The sequence below is a fragment of the Microbacterium sp. F1-18 genome (assembly GCF_052921305.1).
Window position 1 is genome coordinate 480,311 of record NZ_JBREVD010000002.1, and the last position, 22,441, is coordinate 502,751.

Annotated in this window: 20 protein-coding genes and 2 tRNA genes; 8 read left to right on the plus strand and 14 right to left on the minus strand. The window is 69.3% G+C overall.

Annotation, left to right across the window (positions count from 1 at the left end; translation table 11 throughout):
* Nucleotides 1-3: 3 nt before the first annotated feature.
* The 3 genes from leuD to ACU6RU_RS06500 all read right to left on the minus strand — a co-directional run bounded on the left by leuD (nt 4) and on the right by ACU6RU_RS06500 (nt 3,276).
* Nucleotides 4-600 (minus strand): 3-isopropylmalate dehydratase small subunit, encoded by a 597-nt coding sequence (gene leuD / locus ACU6RU_RS06490; protein WP_446726153.1) that lies wholly within the window; start codon nt 598-600, stop codon nt 4-6.
* 2 nt (nt 601-602) lie between these two features.
* Entirely contained in the window at nt 603-2,051 is a 1,449-nt protein-coding gene (leuC, locus tag ACU6RU_RS06495) for a 3-isopropylmalate dehydratase large subunit (protein ID WP_446726154.1), read from the minus strand.
* A 151-nt stretch (nt 2,052-2,202) separates the two neighbouring features.
* Nucleotides 2,203-3,276: a TerC family protein gene (locus tag ACU6RU_RS06500; protein WP_120262736.1), complete on the minus strand. Its 1,074-nt coding sequence runs from the start codon at nt 3,274-3,276 to the stop codon at nt 2,203-2,205.
* Nucleotides 3,277-3,392: 116 nt separating this feature from the next.
* Here ACU6RU_RS06500 and ACU6RU_RS06505 point away from each other — a divergent pair, with 116 nt between their 5' ends.
* On the plus strand, nt 3,393-3,953 hold the full coding sequence (locus ACU6RU_RS06505; RefSeq protein WP_289331373.1) for an RNA polymerase sigma factor: 561 nt from the start codon (nt 3,393-3,395) through the stop codon (nt 3,951-3,953).
* The gene (locus ACU6RU_RS06510) at nt 3,950-5,068 is read left to right on the plus strand and encodes a DUF4349 domain-containing protein (protein ID WP_446726155.1); all 1,119 of its coding nucleotides are present in this window, start codon (nt 3,950-3,952) and stop codon (nt 5,066-5,068) included. Before ACU6RU_RS06505 ends, ACU6RU_RS06510 begins: the two co-directional genes overlap by 4 nt.
* Before the next feature lie 68 nt (nt 5,069-5,136).
* On the opposite strand, the gene ACU6RU_RS06515 is transcribed toward ACU6RU_RS06510, so the two are convergent.
* A tRNA-Glu gene (locus ACU6RU_RS06515) sits at nt 5,137-5,212 on the minus strand.
* A 121-nt stretch (nt 5,213-5,333) separates the two neighbouring features.
* Here ACU6RU_RS06515 and ACU6RU_RS06520 point away from each other — a divergent pair.
* On the plus strand, nt 5,334-5,972 hold the full coding sequence (locus ACU6RU_RS06520) for an MBL fold metallo-hydrolase (RefSeq protein ID WP_446726156.1): 639 nt from the start codon (nt 5,334-5,336) through the stop codon (nt 5,970-5,972).
* Nucleotides 5,973-6,033: 61 nt separating this feature from the next.
* Here ACU6RU_RS06520 and ACU6RU_RS06525 read toward each other — a convergent pair whose 3' ends face one another.
* The 5 genes from ACU6RU_RS06525 to ACU6RU_RS06545 all read right to left on the minus strand — a co-directional run bounded on the left by ACU6RU_RS06525 (nt 6,034) and on the right by ACU6RU_RS06545 (nt 11,078).
* A complete protein-coding gene (locus ACU6RU_RS06525) occupies nt 6,034-6,303 on the minus strand; it encodes an HPr family phosphocarrier protein (protein ID WP_023951028.1) in 270 nt (89 codons plus the stop codon).
* Between the two features lie 12 nt (nt 6,304-6,315).
* Nucleotides 6,316-8,400: a PTS fructose transporter subunit IIABC gene (locus tag ACU6RU_RS06530; protein WP_446726157.1), complete on the minus strand. Its 2,085-nt coding sequence runs from the start codon at nt 8,398-8,400 to the stop codon at nt 6,316-6,318.
* A gap of 37 nt (nt 8,401-8,437) precedes the next feature.
* Nucleotides 8,438-9,388 (minus strand): 1-phosphofructokinase family hexose kinase, encoded by a 951-nt coding sequence (locus ACU6RU_RS06535; protein ID WP_446726314.1) that lies wholly within the window; start codon nt 9,386-9,388, stop codon nt 8,438-8,440.
* Nucleotides 9,385-10,161 carry a DeoR/GlpR family DNA-binding transcription regulator gene (locus ACU6RU_RS06540; protein ID WP_289331369.1) on the minus strand — a complete coding sequence of 259 codons (777 nt, stop codon included), beginning with the start codon at nt 10,159-10,161 and terminating at the stop codon, nt 9,385-9,387. The genes ACU6RU_RS06535 and ACU6RU_RS06540 overlap by 4 nt, the downstream gene beginning before the upstream one ends.
* Nucleotides 10,162-10,304: 143 nt before the next feature.
* Entirely contained in the window at nt 10,305-11,078 is a 774-nt protein-coding gene (locus ACU6RU_RS06545; RefSeq protein ID WP_120262742.1) for a hypothetical protein, read from the minus strand.
* A 126-nt stretch (nt 11,079-11,204) separates the two neighbouring features.
* Here ACU6RU_RS06545 and ACU6RU_RS06550 point away from each other — a divergent pair, with 126 nt between their 5' ends.
* The 3 genes from ACU6RU_RS06550 to ACU6RU_RS06560 all read left to right on the plus strand — a co-directional run bounded on the left by ACU6RU_RS06550 (nt 11,205) and on the right by ACU6RU_RS06560 (nt 15,208).
* On the plus strand, nt 11,205-13,217 hold the full coding sequence (locus ACU6RU_RS06550; protein WP_446726158.1) for a DUF262 domain-containing protein: 2,013 nt from the start codon (nt 11,205-11,207) through the stop codon (nt 13,215-13,217).
* 303 nt (nt 13,218-13,520) lie between these two features.
* Nucleotides 13,521-15,002 carry an SDR family NAD(P)-dependent oxidoreductase gene (locus tag ACU6RU_RS06555; protein WP_259455182.1) on the plus strand — a complete coding sequence of 494 codons (1,482 nt, stop codon included), beginning with the start codon at nt 13,521-13,523 and terminating at the stop codon, nt 15,000-15,002.
* Nucleotides 14,996-15,208 carry a putative acetyltransferase gene (locus ACU6RU_RS06560; protein ID WP_289331366.1) on the plus strand — a complete coding sequence of 71 codons (213 nt, stop codon included), beginning with the start codon at nt 14,996-14,998 and terminating at the stop codon, nt 15,206-15,208. The genes ACU6RU_RS06555 and ACU6RU_RS06560 overlap by 7 nt, the downstream gene beginning before the upstream one ends.
* Nucleotides 15,209-15,319: 111 nt before the next feature.
* Here ACU6RU_RS06560 and ACU6RU_RS06565 read toward each other — a convergent pair whose 3' ends face one another.
* Together ACU6RU_RS06565 and ACU6RU_RS06570 are read right to left on the minus strand one after the other, a co-directional pair.
* Entirely contained in the window at nt 15,320-16,372 is a 1,053-nt protein-coding gene (locus tag ACU6RU_RS06565) for an alcohol dehydrogenase catalytic domain-containing protein (RefSeq protein WP_446726159.1), read from the minus strand.
* Nucleotides 16,373-16,397: 25 nt separating this feature from the next.
* Nucleotides 16,398-16,946 carry a TetR/AcrR family transcriptional regulator gene (locus ACU6RU_RS06570; RefSeq protein WP_446726160.1) on the minus strand — a complete coding sequence of 183 codons (549 nt, stop codon included), beginning with the start codon at nt 16,944-16,946 and terminating at the stop codon, nt 16,398-16,400.
* 406 nt (nt 16,947-17,352) lie between these two features.
* Between ACU6RU_RS06570 and ACU6RU_RS06575 the strand changes: the two genes are divergently transcribed.
* Nucleotides 17,353-18,606 carry an MFS transporter gene (locus ACU6RU_RS06575; RefSeq protein ID WP_446726161.1) on the plus strand — a complete coding sequence of 418 codons (1,254 nt, stop codon included), beginning with the start codon at nt 17,353-17,355 and terminating at the stop codon, nt 18,604-18,606.
* A gap of 56 nt (nt 18,607-18,662) precedes the next feature.
* On the opposite strand, the gene ACU6RU_RS06580 is transcribed toward ACU6RU_RS06575, so the two are convergent.
* The 3 genes from ACU6RU_RS06580 to ACU6RU_RS06590 all read right to left on the minus strand — a co-directional run bounded on the left by ACU6RU_RS06580 (nt 18,663) and on the right by ACU6RU_RS06590 (nt 21,299).
* Nucleotides 18,663-18,734, minus strand: a tRNA-Gln gene (locus ACU6RU_RS06580).
* 83 nt (nt 18,735-18,817) lie between these two features.
* A complete protein-coding gene (gltX, locus tag ACU6RU_RS06585) occupies nt 18,818-20,332 on the minus strand; it encodes a glutamate--tRNA ligase (RefSeq protein ID WP_446726162.1) in 1,515 nt (504 codons plus the stop codon).
* A gap of 10 nt (nt 20,333-20,342) precedes the next feature.
* Nucleotides 20,343-21,299: a LysR family transcriptional regulator gene (locus tag ACU6RU_RS06590; RefSeq protein ID WP_446726163.1), complete on the minus strand. Its 957-nt coding sequence runs from the start codon at nt 21,297-21,299 to the stop codon at nt 20,343-20,345.
* Between the two features lie 80 nt (nt 21,300-21,379).
* Here ACU6RU_RS06590 and ACU6RU_RS06595 point away from each other — a divergent pair, with 80 nt between their 5' ends.
* Nucleotides 21,380-22,429 carry an aminotransferase class V-fold PLP-dependent enzyme gene (locus ACU6RU_RS06595; RefSeq protein WP_446726164.1) on the plus strand — a complete coding sequence of 350 codons (1,050 nt, stop codon included), beginning with the start codon at nt 21,380-21,382 and terminating at the stop codon, nt 22,427-22,429.
* Nucleotides 22,430-22,441: the final 12 nt, after the last annotated feature.

The following is a 22,441-nucleotide window of genomic DNA, read 5'->3' on the forward strand; positions in this document are numbered from 1 at the left end:
GGGCTACGCGACGGGGAGTGTCCGAGGTCGCCACGCCTCGCGGCGCGCCTCGAACTGCGCGATCGCCTCTTCATTGCGCAGCGTGAGCCCGATGTCATCGAGTCCCTCGAGGAGCCTCCAACGAGTGTAATCGTCGATCTCGAAGGCGACTCGGAGGTCGCCGAGAGAGGCGACGCGCGCCTCGAGGTCGACGGTCATCTGCACGCCGGGCTGCGCGTCGACGGCAGCCCAGATCGCCTCGCGGTCGCTCTCGGAGATGACGCCCGCGAGGAGCCCCTGCTTGCCCGCATTGCCGCGGAAGATGTCGGCGAACTTCGGTGCGAGCACGACGCGGAAGCCGTAGTCGCGTAACGCCCACACGGCGTGCTCGCGGCTCGATCCGGTGCCGAAGTCGGGTCCGGCCACGAGGATCGAGGCGCCGGAGAAGACCGGCTGGTTCAGCACGAACTCGGGGTCCTGCCGCCAGTTGGCGAAGAGCGCGTCCTCGAAACCGGTCTTCGTGACACGCTTCAGGTATACGGCGGGGATGATCTGGTCGGTGTCGACCGCGGAACGCTTGAGGGGCGCGACGACACCGGTGTGGGTCTCGAACTTCTCCATGTTCAGGCCTCGACCTTCTCGCGTGCGGGCAGATCACTCGGTGACGCGAGGCGCCCGAGCACGGCGGTGGCGGCCGCCACGAGCGGCGACACCAGGTGGGTGCGACCGCCCTTGCCCTGGCGTCCTTCGAAGTTGCGGTTGCTGGTCGACGCGCAGCGCTCTCCCGGGGCGAGCTGATCGGGGTTCATGCCCAGACACATCGAGCAGCCGGCGAAGCGCCATTCGGCACCGAACTCGGTGAAGACCCGGTCGAGACCTTCCGCCTCGGCCTCGAGCCGGACGCGGGCCGAGCCCGGAACGACCATGACGCGGACGCCCTCCGCCTTCGTCCGGCCCTCGATGATCGACGCGAATGCGCGCAGATCCTCGATCCGACTGTTGGTGCACGACCCCATGAAGACCGCGTCGACCGGGATCTCCTTGAGCGGAGTCCCCGGGCGCAGGTCCATGTACTCGAGCGCACGCTCAGCGGCGGCTTTCTCGTTCGGGTCGCTGAAATCGTCCGGCGACGGCACCGTCGCACTGAGCGAGACCCCCTGGCCGGGGTTCGTGCCCCACGTGACGAACGGCTCGAGCTCGGCCGCGTCGATGAAGATCTCGGCGTCGTAGACGGCGCCTTCATCGCTCGGGAGCGTGCGCCAGTAGGCCACGGCGTCGTCCCAGTCCTGTCCGGTGGGTGCGTGCGGCCGGCCCTTGACGTACTCGAAGGTGATGTCGTCGGGCGCCACCATCCCCGCGCGGGCACCCGCCTCGATCGACATGTTGCACATCGTCATGCGGCCCTCCATCGAGAGCGCGCGAATGGCGCTGCCGCGGTACTCGAGCACGTAGCCCTGCCCGCCGTTGGTGCCGATCTTCGCGATGACGGCGAGGATGATGTCCTTCGCCGTCACGCCTTCCTTCAGCTCGCCCTCGACCGTGATGGCCATGGTCTTGAACGGCTTCAGCGGCAGGGTCTGCGTCGCCATGACGTGTTCGACCTCGCTGGTGCCGATGCCGAAGGCCATCGCGCCGAATGCGCCGTGGGTCGACGTGTGGCTGTCGCCGCACACCACCGTGATGCCGGGCATCGTGAGCCCGAGCTGGGGGCCGACGACGTGCACGATCCCCTGCTCGGCGTCGCCGAGCGAGTGCAGGCGCACGCCGAACTCCTCGGCGTTGCGGCGCAAGGTCTCGATCTGCGTCCGGCTCGTGAGGTCGGCGATCGGCTTGTCGATGTCGAGGGTCGGGGTGTTGTGGTCCTCGGTGGCGATCGTGAGATCGAGCCGCCGCAGCGGACGCCCTTCCGCACGCAGGCCGTCGAAGGCCTGCGGGCTGGTGACCTCGTGCACGAGGTGCAGGTCGATGTAGATCAGGTCGGGCTGACCGTCTTCACCCTTGACGACGAGGTGGTCGTCCCAGACCTTCTCGGCCAGGGTGCGCGGGCGCTCGGGAGGGGTGGGAATGCTCATGGGTTTCGTTCTCCTTGCGAACCGGGATCAAGCCCACGACGGACTCCGCGGCGAGGAGGGGCTCAGAACGAGACCTCGCCGCGGCCGCTAAGGAGAAGGCGAGCGATCCGCATGCGGTCAGAATACCACCGGGTGCGGCGGCGACGTCCGGTCACGGGCGCTCGTCCTCGCGCGCATCGGGCTGCTCGACCGTCGGGGGCGTGCCCTGCTCGCCGGCCACCGCGGCAGCTGCTTCGGTGGGGCCGGCGGCGCGGGCATCGCGACGGGCGGCGATGAGGCTCGCGACGGTTGCGACGAGCATGGCGCCGACGATGACCCCGAGCGACACCCAGGTCGAGATCTCCGGCGCCCAGGCGATCCCCTCGCCGCCGTTGATGAACGCGAGCTCGTTCTCGTGCATGGCGTGGAGGATGAGCTTCACGCCGATGAAGGCGAGGATGAACGCGATGCCGTAGTGCAGATACTTGAGCCGGTCGAGCAGATCGCCGAGCAGGAAGTAGAGCTGGCGCAAGCCCATGAGCGCGAAGATGTTCGCCGTGAACACGAGGAACGGATCCTGCGTGATGCCGAAGATCGCGGGGATCGAGTCGAGGGCGAACAGCAGGTCGGTGACGCCGATGGCCACGAACACGATGATCATCGGGGTGAACATCCGCTTGCCGTTGACGACCGTGCGGACCTTGGGCCCGTCGTACTCGTCGGAGATGTCGACCGTGCGCCGGATGATGCGGACGAGGAAGCTCTCCTTCTTCACGTCGTCGTCGTGATCACCCTCGGGCAGCGCCTGCTTGATCGCGGTGTAGATGAGGAAGGCGCCGAAGATGTAGAACACCCAGCTGAACTGCTCGATGATCGCCGCGCCCGCGAGGATGAAGAGCCCCCGCAGCACCAGAGCGATGATGATGCCCACCATCAGCACCTTCTGCTGGTACCGCCGCGGAACCGAGAACTGGCTCATGATCAGCACGAAGACGAACAGGTTGTCGATCGACAGGCTGTACTCCGTCAGCCATCCTGCGACGAACTGTCCGGCATGCTCGACGTCGGCGACCGCCCAGAGGATGCCGGCGAACACCAGCGCGAGGGCGACGTAGAACAGCACCCACAGCGTCGATTCCTTCGGCGACGGGATGTGGGGCCGCTTGACGATGATGAGCAGGTCGGCGACGAGCACGAGAACCAGAATGACGAGCGCGATGATCTGGAACGGCACGGGGAGGTCCATGCGAGCCTTTCGGGGAGGAAGCCTCCCGAGACTACACCCCGGCTCCCCCGTGGCCCGGGTGTGAGACGGTCTGCGACGACGTGACACTGATGGGGTGAGGGAAGGGACTCGGACGCATGGTCGACACGATCACACGCGGTGATGCCGAACTCGTCGAGGCGGCGGCATCCGGAAGCGAGCACGCCTTCCGGACGCTCTACCGCGCCTACGTGCGGCCGGTGTACTGGCTCGCACACGGCCTGCTCGGCGATCCCGCGGAGGCGGAGGACGCGACTCAAGAGACGTTCCTCGTGGCCTGGCGGAAGCTTCCCGATCTCGAGCTGGCGGGCGAGTCCCTTCTGCCGTGGCTCGTCACCATCTGCCGATTCCAGAGCGCGAACCGCATCCGTCGACGGCAACGTGAACGCCGCCACACGACCGACGCGGATGCCGCTGACGTCGCGGACACGGTCGACGTCGAGCGACAGGTCGCGCAGAGCGATCTGGTCGAACGCATCCTCACCGCCGTCGGATCTCTCAGCCCGCTCGATCAGGACATCTTCCGGCTCTGCGCCGCAGAGGGATTCGCCTATCAAGCGGCCGCCGACCAGCTCGGCGTCAGCCACGGGACGGTCCGGAACCGCCTCTCCCGCATTCGCACATTCGTCCGCTCGAGCGTTGAACCGGAGCAGTCATGAACGATCTTCCCGCCCTCGACAACCGCCGTATCGATGAGATCGAGGCAGCCCTGTTCGCGGACATCGCTCGCGAACGTGCCGAGGGGCGCGCCCGCGACGACGTGTCCGCGGCCCGGCGTCGGCGTCGCCGCCGCACCTGGTGGGGAGCGTCAGGAGCGGCAGCGGCCGTCATCGTCGTAGCCGCCGCGATCGCTCCGCAGCTGACGAGCAGCAGCGGCGGGGCGTCCTCCGTCGCTCCGGCCACCGCGCCCGACACGATGTTCGGCGCACCGGAGAACGGTGACATGTCGCGAGACGCCGGCGGTTCGGCGCCGCAGGCGGAACCCTTCGCGCTGGACGGGTCGGCCGACGAAGGCGTGACCTCCGGAACGGTGTCGGACTCCCCCGCCGGGCGCGACGTCGTCGCCACCGCATCCGCGACCGTGGTCGTCGCCGACCCCCGCGCCGCGGCGGAGTCGATCGGCGCGGCCGCCGTCGCGACGGGCGGCTACGTCGAGTCCATGAGCCTCGGCGGCACGCCGACGGGGGCGTTGCCGTACGCGGATGACCGCGCGGTGTGGCCGGCTGCCTCCGGGTCGGCCTGGGTGTCGGTGCGTGTGCCCGCCGCGAGCCTCGAAGACGCCGTCGCCGGACTCTCGGACGTGGGTGAGGTCGAGACCTCTCAGGTCTCACGCGATGACGTCACGACCCAGACCACCGACCTGCGTGCTCGAGTGGCTGCGGGGCAGGCGTCGGTCAAGAGGCTGACGGAGCTGATGGGCGAAGCCGGATCGGTCGCCGACCTCATCGCGGCGGAGTCCGCACTCGCGGAGCGACAGGCCGATCTCGATTCGCTGCAGCAGCAGCTCACCGCGCTCGAGTCGCAGGTCGCCCTCTCGTCGCTCACCGTTCAGCTGCAGGCGCCCGCCGAGAAGGTGGATGCCGATCCCGCGGGCTTCGGCGACGGGCTTGCGACGGGGTGGAACGGCCTCATCGCGACGTTCAACGGAATCATCGTGGCGCTCGGATTCCTGCTGCCGTGGCTCGTCGTGATCGGACTCACCGCCGCGCTGATCTGGCTCGTCGTCTCGACCACGCGTCGGCGCCGCGCGCGACGTAACTCGACCGCCGACTGACCTCGCGGGCCCGGGCGCTACTTCCCGGAAACGCGAAACGCCCATCCGAGTGGACGGGCGTTTCGTGTTGGTGACCCCAGCGGGATTCGAACCCGCGTTACCGCCGTGAGAGGGCGGCGTACTAGGCCGCTATACGATGGGGCCGTACTTTTTTGTCTTCTCCGGGGCTCCGGAGGCAACCGTTAAAGTATGCCACGGCCCCGCGCATCCGGCAAAATCGGGGCCCCCATTGCCCTCTCGGGCGTGTCGGGCGTTGACTGAGAGCATGCATGTCACCAAGCACGAACACGCCTGCCTGCGCCTCGAGCGTGACGGCAAGACCCTGCTCATCGACCCCGGCACCTTCACGTCACCCCTCGACGGTCTGAATGATGTCGTGGCCGTCGTCATCACGCACGAGCACCCCGACCACTGGACGTCGCAGCACCTGTCGAGCATCCTCGAGCAGTTCCCGAACATCCCGGTCTACGGCCCGGAGGGCGTCGTGCGGGCTGCGGCCGGATTCGACATCCGCGAGGTCTCCCCCGGCGACAAGCTCGAGGCGGGTCCGTTCAGTCTCGAGTTCTTCGGCGGGCACCACGCGGTGATCCACGAGTCGATCCCCGTGATCGACAACGTCGGCGTCCTCGTCGACGACGAGTTCTACTATCCGGGCGATTCGTACGCCGTGCCCAAGGGGGCGAAGGTGAAGCTCCTGGCGGCACCCGTCGGCGCCCCGTGGCTGAAGATCGGCGATGCGATGGACTTCGTGCTCGAGGTCAAGCCCCGGCGGGTGTTCGCAACCCACGACATGACGCTGTCGCCGGCGGGCCTGTCGATGGGCCGCGAGCGGCTGACGTGGGCGGCACAGCAGGACGGCGGCGAGTTCGTCGCGCTCGACCCGGGCGACTCCACCGACATCTGACCGGTGAGACGACGGATGCCGTGGACCAGAAGGTCCACGGCATCCGTGTGTTCTGAGCGGATCAGGCCGCGTCGTGGTCGATCTCGAGGAAGGCGACGAGCTCGTCGAGCGCCTTCTCGGCACCCTCACCCTCGGCCTTGAGCGTCACGACCGAGCCCTGCGAGGCGCCCAGACCCATGATGCTCAGGATGCTGCCGGCGTTCAGGTCGGGGCCGCCCTCGACGGCGATCGTGACGGGGACGCCCTTCGACTGCACCTCCTGCACGAAGAGCTTCGCGGGGCGGGCGTGCAGTCCGGAGCTGCTCGCGATGGTGGCGGTGCGTTCTGCCATGGTGGTGTCTCCTCAGACTGTCGCGGTCGCCGCGGCCGGGGCCGGGGCGGTGGAGCTCTTGCGGACGTACTTCTTGAGTACGACGAGCAACAGCGCAGAAACGACGGTACCCGCCAGAAGCGCGACGAAGAAACCCCACACCGGGGAGATCGCGAACAGCACGAAGACGCCGCCGTGCGGGGCGAAGCTCTGGACGCCGAACCACATGCTGAGCGCACCGGTGATCGCGCCGCCGACGAGGGAGGCCGGGATGACACGCAGCGGGTCGGCCGCCGCGAAGGGAATCGCACCCTCACTGATGAAAGAGGCGCCCAGCAGCCACGCCGCCTTGCCGTTCTCGCGCTCCACGGGCGTGAACAGCGGACGGGCGAGCACGGTCGACGCGAGTGCCAGAGCCAGCGGCGGCACCATGCCGGCCGTCATGACGGCGGCCATGATGAGGTACGGCGCGGTGTTCTCCGTGGACGCGGCCGCGAGACCGGTCGTCGCGAAGACGTAGGCGACCTTGTTGATCGGGCCGCCGAGGTCGAAGCACATCATCAGTCCGAGGATCACGCCGACGACGATGAGGCCCGCACCGCTCTGCGTGAGCGAGGTGAGACCGTCGGTGAGCAGCGCCATCAGAGCCGCGATGGGACGACCGAGGAACAGGACCATCAGCCCCGAGGCGACGATCGAACCGAGCAGCGGGATGATGACGACGGGCATCAGACCCCGGAGCCAGCGCGGCGCGGGAAGACGTCCCAGCCACCAGGCGACGAAGCCTGCGAGGAACCCGCCGATGATGCCGCCGATGAAGCCGGCGTTCATCGTGACGGCGATCGCACCGGCGACGAACCCGGGAGCGATGCCCGGGCGGTCGGCGATCGCGTAGGCGATGTAGCCCGCCAGTGCGGCCACCAGGAAGCCCATGGATGTCGAGCCGATCATGAACGCCACCGACCCGAGGTACTGCCCGAGCGGCCCGAACGGCGAGGTGATGTCGGTCGTGGGCAGGTTCCACAGCGCGTTGTCGATGATGACCTTCGACGCGTTTGCCGTGACCTCGTAGCCGCCGAGCGCGAACCCGAGGGCGATCAGCAGGCCGCCGCCGGCGACGAAGGGGATCATGTAGCTGACGCCCGTGAGCAGGATGCGCTGGATCTTCGCGCCCCACGACAGGTTCTGCGTCGCAGCCGCGCTCGTGCCGGAGCCGGCATCCGCTGCGGCCCCGCTGACGCGGGCGGCGTTCGGGTTCGATGCCGCGGCGACGGCCTCGCGGATCATCTGGGCGGGCTGCTCGATGCCGCGCTTCACGCCCGAGCGGATGACCGGCTTGCCGGCGAACCGCGAGATCTCGCGGACGTCGACGTCGGTGGCGAAGATCACCGCGTCGGCGTTGTCGATGACCGAGGCGGGCAGTGCCTGGTACCCGCTCGATCCCTGCGGCTCGACGACGAGGTCGACCCCGGCCTCCTTGCCCGCCGCCGTGAGGGCGTCGGCGGCCATGAACGTGTGCGCGATGCCCGTGGCGCAGGACGTGACCGCGACGATGCGCGCGGGGCGACCGTTGATCGTCAGGTCGTCGGCGGGCGCGGCGGGCGCGGCGGCCGGAGTCGACGCCGCAGACGACGCCGTCGCCGTGGCAGCCGACGCGGGAGCGTCGGCCTCGCCGATCGCGGCGCGGACCGTGCGCACGACGTCGTCCGCGGTCGCTGCCGCACGAAGATCGCTCGTGAACGCGTCCTGCATCAGGCTGCGTGCGAGGCGCGACAGCACCGCGAGGTGCTCCTCGGCGGCATCCGCGGGCGCCGCGATGAGGAACACGAGATCAGCGGGACCGTCGGGCGCCCCGAAAGCGACGCCGGGCTTCAGGCGGGCGAACGCGAGCGAGGCCTGCGTGACGGCGGCGCTCTTGGCGTGCGGGATCGCGATGCCGCCGGGGAGCCCAGTCTCGTCCTTATCCTCGCGAGCGATCGCATCGTTCGCGAGGGCGTCGGCGTCCGTGGCGCGGCCCTGCGCTGCGACGAGGCGAGCGAGAGCGCGGATCACGTCCTTCTTGTCGGTCCCGAGGGGCGCGTCGAGGCTGACGAGCTCCGGAGTGATGGTGTCGGACACGGTGTCCTCCTGGTTCGAGTGGTGCGGGTCGTTCGGATCAGTGATGGAGCACGCGGACGGGGATGTCCGCGGTGGGGAGATCGGCGGGAGTCGGCGCCTGCGTGCCGTCGAGCGCCGCGGCAGCGGAGCCGTAACGGATGCCGGACACGAGAGCCGCGGCGGGATCGGCGCCACGCGAGTCGGCGAGAAGGAAGCCCGCGAGCGAGCTGTCGCCGGCTCCGACCGTGCTGCGCACACGAGTGGGAGGCGGCGAGGCCGCCCACGCGCCGTGCTCGGAGACGAAGACAGCTCCGTCGCCGCCGAGCGTGATGAGGGCCGCCCCCACCGTCGCGGGCACGAGCTCGCGCGATGCGATGTGGACGGCATCGGCGAGGTGCTCGGCGGCTGGCAGTGCCGCACCGAGCAGGTCGGCGAGCTCCTCGTCGTTGGGCTTGATGAGATCGGGACGCCCGTCCGCGACGACCGCGCGCAGCGCGGCACCCGAGGTGTCCACCGCCACCCGGGGTGCGTGCTCGCCGAGCCGGTCCCGCACCGCGCGGATGACCCGAACATAGGTGTCGTCAGGCAGCCCCGGCGCGAGAGAGCCGGCGAGGACGAGCCATTGCGCGCCTCGCGCGGACTCGGCGACCACCTCGATCACGTGATCGAGATCACCCTCGCTCAAGGCCACACCGGGAAGGTTGATCTTCGTCGTCTCGCCGGTGGGATCCGTGACCGCGATGTTCGCGCGGGTGCGTCCCCGGACGGGCACGGTGCGGACATCGACATCGGCGGCCGCGAGCGCGGCGGCGAACGGGTCGGCCGGGTCGAGCGGCAGCACCGCCAGACTTTCGGCTCCCGATGCCCGGAGGACACGGGCCACGTTGATGCCCTTGCCACCGGCGTCTTCGCGCACGGCCGACGCGGTCTGCACCTCTCCGACGCGGAGCGCAGCGTCGATCGAGATCGTCCGGTCGAGCGACGGATGCACCGTCAGGGTCACGATCATGCGGTCCATACCTCCACGTCGGCCTCGCGCAGGGCGAGAGCGAGATCGTCCTCGGGCTCACGGTCGGTCACGATGACGTCGAGCTCCGACAGGTCGGCGAACGACACGAGCAGCTCGGCGTCGAACTTGTCGGCGTCGGCGAGCACGATCACGCGGCGCGCACCCGCCACGATCGCTCGCTTCACGGCGGCTTCGTCGGGGTCGGGCGTCGTCAGCCCCGCACCTCGGGCGATGCCGTTGGTGCCGATCAGGGCCACGTCGGGGCGCAGCCGCGTGATCGCGGCAACGGTGTCCGAGCCGACGGCGGCTGCGGTGAGACCCCGGACGCGGCCGCCGATCGCGGTGAGGCCGATGCCGCTCGCACCGGCGAGGGAGTGCGCGATCGTCATCGAGTGGGTGACGACCTCGAGCCCGCTCGGTGCGCCGCGCTCGACCAGAGCCTCGGCGAACGACGCGGTGGTGGTGCCGGCGTCGATGTAGATGGATCCGGCCGCGGCCGGAAGCGCTGAGAGTGCGCGGCGGGCGATTCGTTCCTTGGCTGCAGAATGCCGCTGGGAACGTTCGGCGACCGAAGGCTCGGCGGTGCTGACACGCTCAGCGGAGACTGCACCTCCGTGCACGCGACGCAGAACCCCGGTCTCTTCGAGGGCCGCGAGGTCTCTGCGGACGGTCTCGGTCGTGACGTCGAAGCGCGATGCGAGGTCGACCACGGCCACGCGACCGTTAGCGACGAGCATTCGTTCGATGAGCTGCTGGCGCTCCATTGCGTACACGACATCCTCCTTCGGATGCCCACACGTTACAACGCAATCAAAGCCAAAGCAACAAAAAGCAACACGGTCCTTGGTCCCGCGGCCCTCACGGCAAAAGGGAGGCGCCGGCCGCAGCCGACGCCTCCCCTACAGCGAGTGCGAGCTCAGGCCTCGCTCATCGCGATGACCTCCTGCTGACCGCGTGCCGCGAGGGCGGCGGCGCGAGCGGCGATACGGCGCTCCTGCTCGATCTGACCGGCATCGAGGATCTCCTGGTCGACCGGGTAGCTCTCCACCTTGTTCACGCCGTTGTACTTGGCGATGTAGGCGTCGAGCTCGGGGCCGGACTCCCACGACGTGATGAGGCAGTAGCGCGGCTCGTCACCGTAGTGAGCGGCGGCGTGCCACAGGCGCTGGGTGTCGACGATGAGCTGCGCGCCGGCGGGGAGGGCGATGCGCGTCTCCTCGCTGGGGTCGGTGCGGTTCTCACGCAGCACGAAGTAGCTGGTCTTGTCGTCCGTCAGGTTGAAGAAGCCGCGGACGACCCAACCCGTGCCATCGGGGTTGAGGCGGTTGTTGTCGTCCTGGTGCAGGTTGTAGAGGCAGTCGGCATACGTGTTCGGCTGCAGCTCGATGATGCGGCAGCGGCCGACGTTCGCGCCGGGCTCCTGCGCACGCGCGGTCAGCGTCGGCGCGATCGCGGTCTGCGAATCGATCCAGACACCGTCCTTGTCGGTGCGCGGCGGCTTGTGGTTCCAGAAACCGTTGCACTCGATCTCACCCTTGGCCGAGGCCAGCGGGGCGAAGCGGGTGTCTCCGGAGGACTTCCAGTCGACGTACTCGACGTCGAGCCATTCCTTCGGATCGATCTCCTTGTTGTAGCGGTCGAGGACGACGTAGCCGGTCTCCTCGAGGGCAGCGGACTTGATGTAACCCATGACGGATCATGACCTTTCTGTCGGACAAGCGAAGTTTTTACAGGCCCGACTTAGGTCAGCCTACCTACGGCTCCTGAGCGCGCCGGTAGACTCGTCCGGGGTTTTCGAGGAGCGATTTCGGAGAACATGAGCACTGCCACGAATGTCGAAGCGACCGCCGTCAACACGATCGGCTGGCTCTCGGCATCCGAGACCACCATCGTCGTGCCGGTCTATCAGCGTCAGTACCGCTGGGACATCGGCGGCTGCGAGCAGCTGCTCGGCGACATCCGATCGGTCTCGGCCTCGGATGACGCTCACACCCACTTCATCGGATCGATCCTCTCCACCGCGAGCACCTCGACCGACGACGATGCCCAGCTCGTGCTCATCGACGGGCAGCAGCGGATCACGACGCTGATGCTGCTGGTGGCAGCCCTGCATCACACGCTGCGCGACGACGATCCCGGCCTCGCGCGAGAGCTGGAGGCCGTGCTCGTGCGAGCGGACGACCCGTCGCGCACCAAGCTCCGACCCCACCGTGCGTGGGCCGACGTCTTCGAGAGTGTCGTCCTCGATCGGCGCGGGCCGGAGGACGAGCAGCGCGCCTCGCGTTTCGACGACAACTACGCGTTCTTCCGCAGCCAGATCCGCCCAGGCGAGGCCGCCACGCTGTGGCGTGGGCTGCAGAAACTCGAGCACGTCTCGATCACCCTGGGCGCGCAGGCCAACGCGCAGCAGATCTTCGAGAGCCTGAACTCCACCGGTGAGCCGCTGCGCGATCACGAGCTCATCCACAACTACGTGCTCATGGGGCTCACCCACACCGAGCAGAACGAGATCGAGCAGGAGTACTGGCTTCCGATCGAGCAGAACACCGGCGACGCGATCGGGTCGTTCTGGAATCACTACCTGGTCATGCTCACCGGTCGCGAGGTGCTCATCACCGGTGGGCGCGGCGTCTACGACGTGTTCCGCCAGCAATTCCCTCGGCTCGACATCGACAGCCTGCGCGAGCACGCGACGAGTTGGCGTACCTTCTCCGAGATCTATCGCGAGCTGCTCGACCCGGCCACGAGCGACGACCCGGAGGTCGGCCGCCAGCTCGGCTACCTCGCGGTTCTCGGCCGCCAGATGTTCCCCCTCGCCATGCGGCTCGTGCACGACCAGCGCGCCGGCATCCTGCCCCGCGACGAGCTGATCGCCCGCCTCGAAGACATCCAGTCGCTTCTGCTGCGCCGTGTCGTCGTCGGCATCGCGACCGAGCGGCTCGTGGCGCGCCTCTGCCGTGCCTACGCCGAGGGGCCGGATGCCCTCACCCGAGCGATCGCGCGCATCACGCCCTCAGACGAGCGCGTGCGCGTGGGCCTCAAGTACAGCGACCTCCCCCACCCGCGTTACGTGCTGGGCCGGCTCGCCGGCGTCGATCCCGCCGACCTCCTCGACGTGTCGCCCGTCTTCCCCGCCGGCGCCGGTGACGACTGGTCCGGAGACGGCGCCCGGCGCTTCGCCGACTACAGCGAGGACGAGCAGAACAGCCATCGCGCACTGGCTCACACCATCGGCAATCTGACGTTGCTCGAGCAGGAACGGTCGGAGCGCGCGCTCGACGCCACCTTCCCGCAGCTTCGCTCCGTCCTTGCGGGAAGCGGGGTGGAGATGTCTCGCGAGATCGCCGAGCACGCGCGCTGGGACACCGGGGCGATCGGCGCGCGCACGGAAGAGCTCGCGGCGCGCTTCGTCGACCTCTGGCGCCGCCCGCCGATGACGGGGATCGACGACGACAACCTCACGCCGATCCTCGACGCGAAGCTGCGCCGGGGTTGGCCGCGCGGCTGGCAACGAGAGTTCGACTACGTCGAGTTCCGCGGCGAGCACTGGGAGGTCCCCGACGTCCGCTACCTGTTCAACCGCGTCTTCAAGCGCCTGTGGGTGGATTCCCGGCAGAGCGTGATCGACTTCAGCGCCCGCCGGGGCGGCCCCGTGTACCCGGCGATGGCCTGGAACGGCCAGTGGGACGAGCTCGGCGAAGGCAGCTACCTCTACATGGGATGGGACTCGCGCTACATGCTCACCGCGGTCCAGGGTGTCCTCGAGGAGGCCGGCTGGGCGTCGGAGGTCTTCCTGAAGTACTCCTATATCGGCGACGCGATGCGCTGATCGCCTACCAGAGCCCGAGGTGCGACGTCAACAACCCCGACAGGCGGCCTCCGACCGCGTAGCTTCACTCTTGTACGTGAGCGGTTCGGTAGAGACGGTGTTCGGGTCACTTTCTCCCAGGGCTCACTGACGGCCCCGCCGTGAGATTTCATCTCCGGCGGGGTCGTCCCCTTTTCACCGAGGCATCGGCAGCGGATGGCGCGCACTTTGCGGCATCCATCGCTGTTCAATCCGCGCCCGACGCGCGAAAGTGCGCCACACTCTCCACCGGAGTCGCTCAGGCCCGATGTCGTAGAATTCCGTGTGCTTCCCGACACGATCTCCCCCGCTTCCGTCGCGCCCAGCGGCATCGACCCGGCCGACCTCGCCGCGACGCTCCGCGTCCTGGAGCAGCTCGCCGACATCGATCACGCCCACCCGGATTACGTCACGGTGCGCCGCGCGACCGCCGCGATGTTTAAGGCCGCGAAGAAGGTGCGGCGCCGAGAGATCCGGGATGCCGTCGCCTCCGCCGACCGCGCCGTGGTGCACGCCACCGCGACGGGTGCCCCCGACCGCATCGACGACGAGACCCGCGGCATCCCGATCTCGTCGTCGACGACCGCTCCGGTCGCGGGCACGCTCATCAAGGCGCGCGCCTGCTACATCTGCAAGCAGCCGTACACGCTCGTGGATGCCTTCTACCACCAGCTCTGCCCGGACTGCGCGGCCCTCAGCCACGCGAAGCGCGATGCTCGCACCGATCTCACCGGGCGCCGAGCGCTGCTCACGGGCGGCCGCGCGAAGATCGGGATGTACATCGCGCTGAGACTGCTGCGCGACGGCGCGCACACGACCATCACGACCCGCTTTCCGCGCGACGCGGTGCGCCGGTTCACGAGCCTGCCCGACTCGTCGGACTGGATCCACCGGCTCAAGGTCGTCGGGATCGACCTGCGCGACCCCGCCCAGGTCGTCGGACTCGCGGATGACGTCGCCGCGGCCGGCCCGCTCGACATCCTGATCAACAACGCGACCCAGACGGTGCGGCGCTCCCCCGGCGCCTACCAGCCCCTCGTCGACGCCGAGCTCTCGCCCCTGCCAGACGGGCCGTTGCCCGAGCTCATCACTTTCGGACACACCAACGACATGCATCCGCAGGCGCTCGAGCGGTCGGTCAACGCGCACCCGATCCTCGCCGCCGCGGCCTCCCGTGCCGACGAGCTGACCGAGCAGGCGATGGCCGCGGGATCGAGCTCGCTCGACCGGCTCGCCGCGGGCACGGCGATCGACGCCGGGGGCCTCATCCCCGACCTCGACAGCGTCAACTCGTGGACGCAGCGCGTCGGCGACGTCGACCCGCTCGAGATGCTCGAGGTGCAGCTCGCCAACACGACGGCACCCTTCCTGCTCGTGTCGAAACTGCGCGCGTCGCTCGCGGCCAGCCCGGCCCGCCGCACCTACGTCGTGAACGTGAGCGCGATGGAGGGCGTGTTCAACCGCGGCTACAAGGGACCGGGCCACCCGCACACGAACATGGCCAAAGCCGCCGTGAACATGCTCACGCGCACGAGCGCGCGCGAGATGTTCGAGACCGACGGCATCCTGATGACCAGCGTCGACACCGGCTGGATCACCGACGAGCGCCCGCACCCGACCAAGGTGCGACTCGCTGAAGAGGGCTTCCATGCCCCGCTCGACCTCGTCGACGGCGCCGCGCGCGTCTACGACCCCATCGTCCGCGGCGAGGCCGGCGAAGACCTCTTCGGCGTCTTCCTCAAGGACTACTCCCCCGGCGCATGGTGAGACTGCCCGTGCCGGGCAACCGAGTGGTCGTCCGCTACCTGCTGCCCACGGGACAAGCCACGGATGCGCTCGGCGAGCTGCTGAGCGCGGACGACGAGCTGGTCGTCGTCGACGGCAAACGCGGGGTCGAACGTATCCACCGCTCGGATATCGTCGCGGCCAAACCCGTTCCGCCGCCTCCGGCGCCGAGGCCGCGCCGCACCTGACGTTCGTCGCGGCTGACGCGCTCGGCAGCACAGCGAGCGTGCGAAAGCCCGCGATCCGACATTCGGAATCGCGGGCTTTCGCGTCGGGCGTCAGACGTCAGGCGTCAGGCGTCAGGCGTCAGACCGCACCAGGATCTTTGCGCCGGCACCGCCGCGGAGCTTCTCGATGGCTCCCACGACGCCGTCGATCGGCACCTCCTCGACCCAACCGGTCGTGTCGTACACGCCGCGCGACATCGCGTCGATGACGGCATCGAAGTCAGCCGGAAGGTAGGCCAGCGCACCGGCGATCTCAGTCTCGGCCATCACGAGCTGCGTCGGCGAGAACTCCATAGCGCGCTCGTGAATGGCGACGACGACCAAGCGTCCGCCGGGTACCAGGCTCGCCAGGCCCGACGTGATGGCGGGTCCCGCTCCCGCGGCGTCGAACGCGACGTCGGCTCCGCGACCGCCGGTGAGCTCGGCGACCGCGGCGGCCAAGTCACCCGAGACCGGGTCGACCACGGTCGCGCCGAGGGCGGCGATCGTCTCACGCCGCGCGGCGCTGGGCTCCGAAACGAGGACGTTCTCGACACCGTGGGCCTTGAGAGCGAACCAGACACCGATACCGATCGGGCCGGCCCCCGCGACGATCGCCGTCTGTCCGGACGTCACATGCGATCGCTCGACAGCATGCCAGGCGACCGCCATCGGCTCGACGAGCGCGCCCATGCGGAGGTCGACGTTCTCGGGGAGCTTGTGCAGCATCGAGGCCGGAACCGTCGTGTACTCCGCCATCCCGCCGCCGTGCGAGCTGAGCCCGTGGAAGCCGATCTTCTGGCAGGCGTTGAACATGCCCTTCTCGCACGCGGGGCACTCGCCGCAGTAGTAGACCGGCCAGACGGCGGCGCGGTCGCCGACGGAGACTCCCTCGACGCCCTCACCGACCTCGACGACGGTTCCCGCGAACTCGTGTCCGAGGATCTGCGGAAGCTGAGCGCCCGTCACCGGGTGCGGCTCGTCCAGGGTGAGGCCCGCGGCCTCAGGCGCGTAGTACACGTGCAGGTCCGACCCGCAGATCCCCGCGAAGGCGTTCTTGAGCTTCACCTGCCCAGCCTCCACGGTCGGTTCTTCGACGTTTTCCACGCGGAGGTCTTCCTTCGCGTGGAACACTGCTGCCTTCATCGTGATCTCCTCTCGTTCGGCTGCGTCACCGCAGCCACCATTCCGGCGATGCGGCGAGGATCGCCCTCGTCGCCCACGCCACGTCATCGGCGCCCGAGCGCAGCCAAGCCTCGATCGCCGCGACCGTCCCGCCCGCCGCGTACGCCACAGCGATCTCTCGCGACGGCAGATCATCGATCGCAGGCGGCTCGATTTCGGGATGCCGTGCGAGCCATTCCTCGAGGCCTGCGGCGATGACCCGTTCGAGCACGGCACGGATCGGAGCAGCGAGCGAGGGATGCAGAGCCCCGCGATAGACGTCGGCGCGCTGCTTCACATGCCGGAGCAGAAGCGCTTCGGCAATCGACAGCGAATCGAGCTCGCCGACATCCGACAGCACGTCCTCGAGCTCGACGCTCAGCGCGTCGGCGACGAGCGAGACGGGAGCGTCAGCGTGGCGGTAGAAGGTGTCGCGGGTGACACCTGCGGTACGGCAGATCTCCGACACCGACAGGTCGGTGAGCGGGCGCACAGCGGCCAGATCGAGCGCGGCGCGACGCAGCGCCTCTCGGCTGCGCATCGACCGCGGGTCCATGACCTCAGCTTATCCGACACCTGTCAGACAGCGGGCGGCTCCGTACCTGACTCCGCCTCGCTGTCGCCATCGGCCCCCTCGCCCGCCGGCTCCGACGGGACCGGAAGCGGAATCGTGATCGACGCGATGCCGCCCCCGCCGAGGAGATCGCCCGCGGGATCGGCGGGTGGCGGCTCGTTGGGCAGCAACTCCGCGTTCGACGTGCGGCGTACAGGCTCAGACGGCAGACCTGCCCACTCGCTCGGTTCCTCCGGTCGCTGCATGAAGAGTCCCATACGCCCATTGTCACTCCACCGCATGCCGCTCGCGGCCGTACGGCCGTCGTCTTGCGATGATCGTTCCGGCCCGTCGCTCAGCCGAACTCGGCGGCGCCCCCAACGACATCCGAAGCCCGAGAGAACCCGACGTGCAGATCCCCCGCCCCGGTGGCGCCTCGCCGCGCGCCGCGCGCACCCCGGTGCTGCTCGCGACGCAGTTCCTGTTCAACACCGGCTTCTACGCCGTCGTGCCATTCCTCGCCCTCGTCCTCACCGAAGACTTCGGTGTCGCGGCCACCACCGTCGGACTCATCCTCGGGGTCCGCACATTCGCCCAGCAGGGGATGTTCCTCGTCGGCGGCGTGCTCGCCGACAGGATGGGCGCGCGTCGCGTCATCCTCCTCGGTTGCGGCGTTCGGATCGCCGGGTTCACGACGCTCGCGGCATCCCTGATCCTGGAGTCGCCCCAGCTCGTGCTCTTCGTCACCGGGACCATCCTCACCGGCCTCGGCGGGGCTCTCTTCTCTCCGGGGCTCAACGTCCTCCTGGCGGACGCCGAGCGCCGACGCCCCGCCTCGGGCGCTGCCACACGCGCGTCGCTCTTCGCCTGGCTCAGCATCACCGGCGAGCTCGGCGCCGTCACGGGTCCTGTCGTCGGCGCCGCCCTCCTCGGCTGGGGGTTCGAGACGGTCGCCCTGTTCGGGGCCGCCTTCTTCGTCCTGATCGGATTGTTCCTCGCCGTCTCGCTGCCCTTCGTCCGACGCGAACCCACGTCGGACGCCGCCACGACACCCACGGGCCACTGGTGGTCGCTGCGCGATCGGCGCTTCGTCGGCTTCTCGGCCGCGCACGCCGCGGACCTGCTCGCCTACAACCAGCTCTATCTCGCGCTGCCGTTGCAGCTCGCGACGACGGAACACCCGGCGACCGCGACCGCCGGGATGTTCGCGTGGGTATCGATCCTTACGCTGACGCTGCAGATCCCCGTCGCGCGCTGGTCGGCGCGCGTCGGGGCTTCTGTCGCCCTCCGCATCGGCTATGTCCTGTCTGCCGCCGGCTTCGCTGTCGTGGCGCTGGGAGCACTGGCACCCGCCGCGGATGCGGATGCCGCGCGCGTCACGATCGTCGTCGTGGCGGCATCCCTCGTCGTGGCGGGCCACATGACGACCAACCCGACCGCACTCTCACTCGTCCCCCGCTTCGCGGACGACCACCCGACGGGGTCGTTCTTCGGCTTGCTCGCCACCTGCGGGGGCGTCGCGGTGTTGATCGGAAACCTCATCGTCGGAACCCTGCTGGCGATCCCGGGGCTTTCGTCCGCGGCGTGGCTGTTCCTGGCCACCCCGCTGATCGCCGCCGCAATCGTGGCGCCCCGGCTGGCACAGTCGAACCCGCGTCGCTGATCGCGGCCGCCGCGGAACCAACAGAAAAGCCCCGCCGAAGCGAGGCTTTCTCAAAGCTGGGGTACCTGGACTCGAACCAAGAACAACGGTACCAGAAACCGCCGTGTTGCCAATTACACCATACCCCATGGTCGGTTTGACCTCAGTCGCACCGAGGAATAACTCTACCTGACGGAGAGGATGCGGCCAAACCGAGTGCCGCCCGGGCGCGTCAGCCGACGCGCTGCACCAGCGCGTCGAGCCGGCGGATCGTCTCAGCCTTGCCGAGCAGCTCCATCGACTCGAACAAAGGCGGCGACACGCGACGTCCACTGAGGGCGACGCGAAGCGGGCCGTAAGCGACACGCGGCTTGAGACCCAGTCCCTCGATCAGCGCGGGCGCGAGCGCCTCCTGCACCGCCGCCGCGGTGAAGCCCTGCTCGGGGACCAGCTCGAGGGCGCCGACAGACGCGACGAGCACCTCGCCCGCGTTGGCGGGAAGACCCGACAGCGCGTCGTCCTCGTATGCGACCTCGGACCGGAAGAGGAAGCCGAGCAGGCCGGGCGCATCGCCCAGCAGCTGCATCCGCTCCTGCACGAGCGGCGCCGCCGCTTCGAGGATCTCGCGCTCCCCCGCCGTGGGCGGGTTCTGGATCAGCCCGGCGCCGGCGAGGTAGGGCACGAGGCGCTCGGCGAAGTCGTCGGGTGCGAGCATCCGCACGTGGTCGCCGTTGATCGACTCGGCCTTCTTCTGATCGAAGCGGGCCGGGTTCGGGTTCACATCGGCGATGTCGAACGCGGCGATGAGCTCGTCACGCGTGAAGACGTCGCGGTCGGGCGCGATCGACCAGCCGAGGAGCGACAGGTAGTTCAGGAGCCCCTCGTGGATGAAGCCCCTCTCTCGCTGCAGGAAGAGGTCGGCCTTCGGGTCACGCTTCGACAGCTTCTTGTTGCCGGTGTCGCCGAGGACGAGGGGCATGTGCCCGAAGCGCGGGACGAAATCGGTGACGCCCGCCTCGATCAGCGCCGCGTACAGCGCGAGCTGACGCGCCGTCGACGGCATGAGGTCCTCGCCGCGGAGGACGTGCGTGATGCCCATGAGCGCGTCGTCGACGGGGTTCACGAACGTGTAGAGCGGGATGCCGCCGGCCCGAACGATCACGAAGTCGGGGAACGATCCGGCGGGGAACGTGACCTCGCCTCGGATGAGGTCGACGAAGGTCAGGTCGTGGTCCGGCACCCGCAGACGCCACGCGGGCTCTCGCCCCTCGGCGCGGAACGCCGCCTTCTGCTCGTCGGTGAGACCGCGGTCGTAGTTGTCGTAGCCGAGCTGCTTCGCGCGTCCGTTCGCCTCGTTGCGGGCGTCGATCTCCTCTGCCGTCGAGTACGACTCGTACACGACACCGGCAGCGATGAGCTTGTCGAGCACCTCGCGATAGATCTCGTGACGCTGCGACTGGCGGTACGGGGCATGCGGGCCGCCCTTCTCGACACCCTCGTCCCAGTCGATCTCGAGCCACCGCAGGGCCTCGAGAAGCTGCTGGTAGCTCTCCTCGCTATCGCGCGCCGCGTCGGTGTCTTCGATGCGGAAGACCATCTTGCCGCCGTTGTGGCGCGCGTAGGCCCAGTTGAACAGGGCCGTGCGGATCAGGCCGACGTGCGGCAAGCCGGTCGGCGAGGGACAGAACCGCACGCGGACGTCGGTTCCGGAAGCGGTCGTGGTGGCGGGGTGAGGTGCGGTGGACATCCCCTCCAGCTTAGTTCGCGTGCGCATCCGTGTCGGTGAGCTCCGCGACGACGGCCCGGAGGTGGCCGAGCACGGAGGCCACCGCCGGCACGCGGCCCGCGCCACCCGCCGACACCGCGTGGATGGCGCGGCGTTCACTCGCCGGCAGCGGACGTGTGACCACACCCGGAAGGACCGGGAATGATGCGACCGCGAGCCCCGGGAGGGTCGCGACACCGATCCCCTGCGCGACGAGCTGCTCGACCGCGACGAAGTTGTCGGTCTCGAATCGGATCGCGGGGACGAACCCCGCTCGCCCGCACACCTCGAGCAGGTGCCCTCGGCAGCGGGGGCACCCGGCGATCCATGCCTCGTGCGCCAGCGGCGCGATCTCGATGGCGCCGCTTCCGTGAGCGGCGGGGTGGTCGGCCGGCAGCACCGCCAGCAGATCGTCGTAGCCGATGAGCGCGGCGTCGAGACCGCGTGCGTTCTCGCCGTGCGGGTCGCTCCGATCGCCGGGATAGCCGAAGGTGAGGGCGATGTCGGCGCGGTCGGCGCGGACATCTGCGATCGCCTCGGGGGGCTCCGCCTCGACGTACGTCAGCGTCAGCCCGGGCTCCGCCTGGGCGAGCCGATCCATGAGCCGCGGCAAGACCGTGGGCGAAGCAGAGGGAAAGCCGACCATGCGCACCGTTCCCGAACGCAACCCGGCGAGTTCGGCGAGCTCGCCGGAGGCGGCCTCGATGGCCGTCGCCACCGCCGCCGCGTGCCGGGCGATCACGCGACCGGCTTCAGTGAGCCGCATCCGCCGGCCGACACGCTCGACGACGGGCACCCCGAGACGCTGTTCGAGTCGCTTGACCTGCTGGCTCACGGCTGGCTGGCTGTAGCCCAGGGCCGACGCAGCCGCGGTGATCGACCCGCCGTCGGCGATGGCCCGCACGATGCGCAGCTCGGCGACATCGAGACGATAGTCCGGGATGCTCATGCGGACAGATAACTGCATATGATGCTTTGCATGCAAATCCTGCCGTAGACCAATAGATCAGCGGGGCGCAGTCTGGATGCATGCAGACGACGACTCTCCCGCCCGAGGAGCTTCACGCCGCATTCACGGCCGCACGCGGCTATCTCGCGGCATGCAGCACGGGCCTCCCGACGCATGCCACCCGCGCGGCTGTCCTCGCCGATCTCGACGCCCGTCCCGACCTCGTTCATTACGCCGCCGTCACCGAGCGGTGCCGGAAGCACTTCGCCCGTCTGGTGAACACCGCGCCCGAACGCGTCGCGATCGCATCGCAGACCTCGGTCATGGTCGGCATGATCGCCGCTTCCCTGCCCGACGGCGCGACCGTGCTCTGTCCCGAGGGCGAGTTCTCCTCACTCGTCCTCCCGTTCGCACACGCCGGTCGCGGCATCCGCGTGCGCGCGGTTCCGCTGGCAGACCTCGCCGGCGCGATCACAGCGGATGTCGACCTCGTCGCGTTCTCGATCGTGCAGTCGGCCACCGGAGAGGTCGCCGACGCGACGGCGATCGTCGACGCGGCCCGGCGGAACAACGCTCGTACACTGTGCGACGCCACGCAGGCGGCGGGGTGGCTCCCCGTCGATGCAGAGATGTTCGATGCCCTTGTCTGCCACACCTACAAGTGGCTGTGCGCGCCTCGCGGCGTCGCGTTCCTCGTCGTCGGCGATGACTTCGCAGCGACACTCACGCCGCTCCATGCCGGCTGGTACGCCGGCGAGGATCCCTGGGCCGCGTGCTACGGCGTAGACGCGTCGCTCGCGCGCTCCGCGCGGCGCTTCGATGTGTCACCGGCCTGGCAGGCGATGGTGGGAGCAGAGCCCGCGCTGGCGATGTTCGCCGGCGCCGACGCCTCCGCCCTCCACACGCGAGTGACCGGCCTCGCTTCCGCCTTCCGCGAGCGACTCGGACTTCCCGAGCCCCTGCGAGCCACGCCCATCGTCACCTGGCCCGACCCCGCCGGCGCGGACCTCGCGCGACTGACGGCCGCCGGGGTCACCGCATCCGGTCGCCGTGGCAATGCCCGCCTCGCGTTCCACGTCTTCAATGACGAGAGCGACGTCGAGCTCGCCGTGGCCGCTCTCCTCGGCTGATCAGCCGGAGAC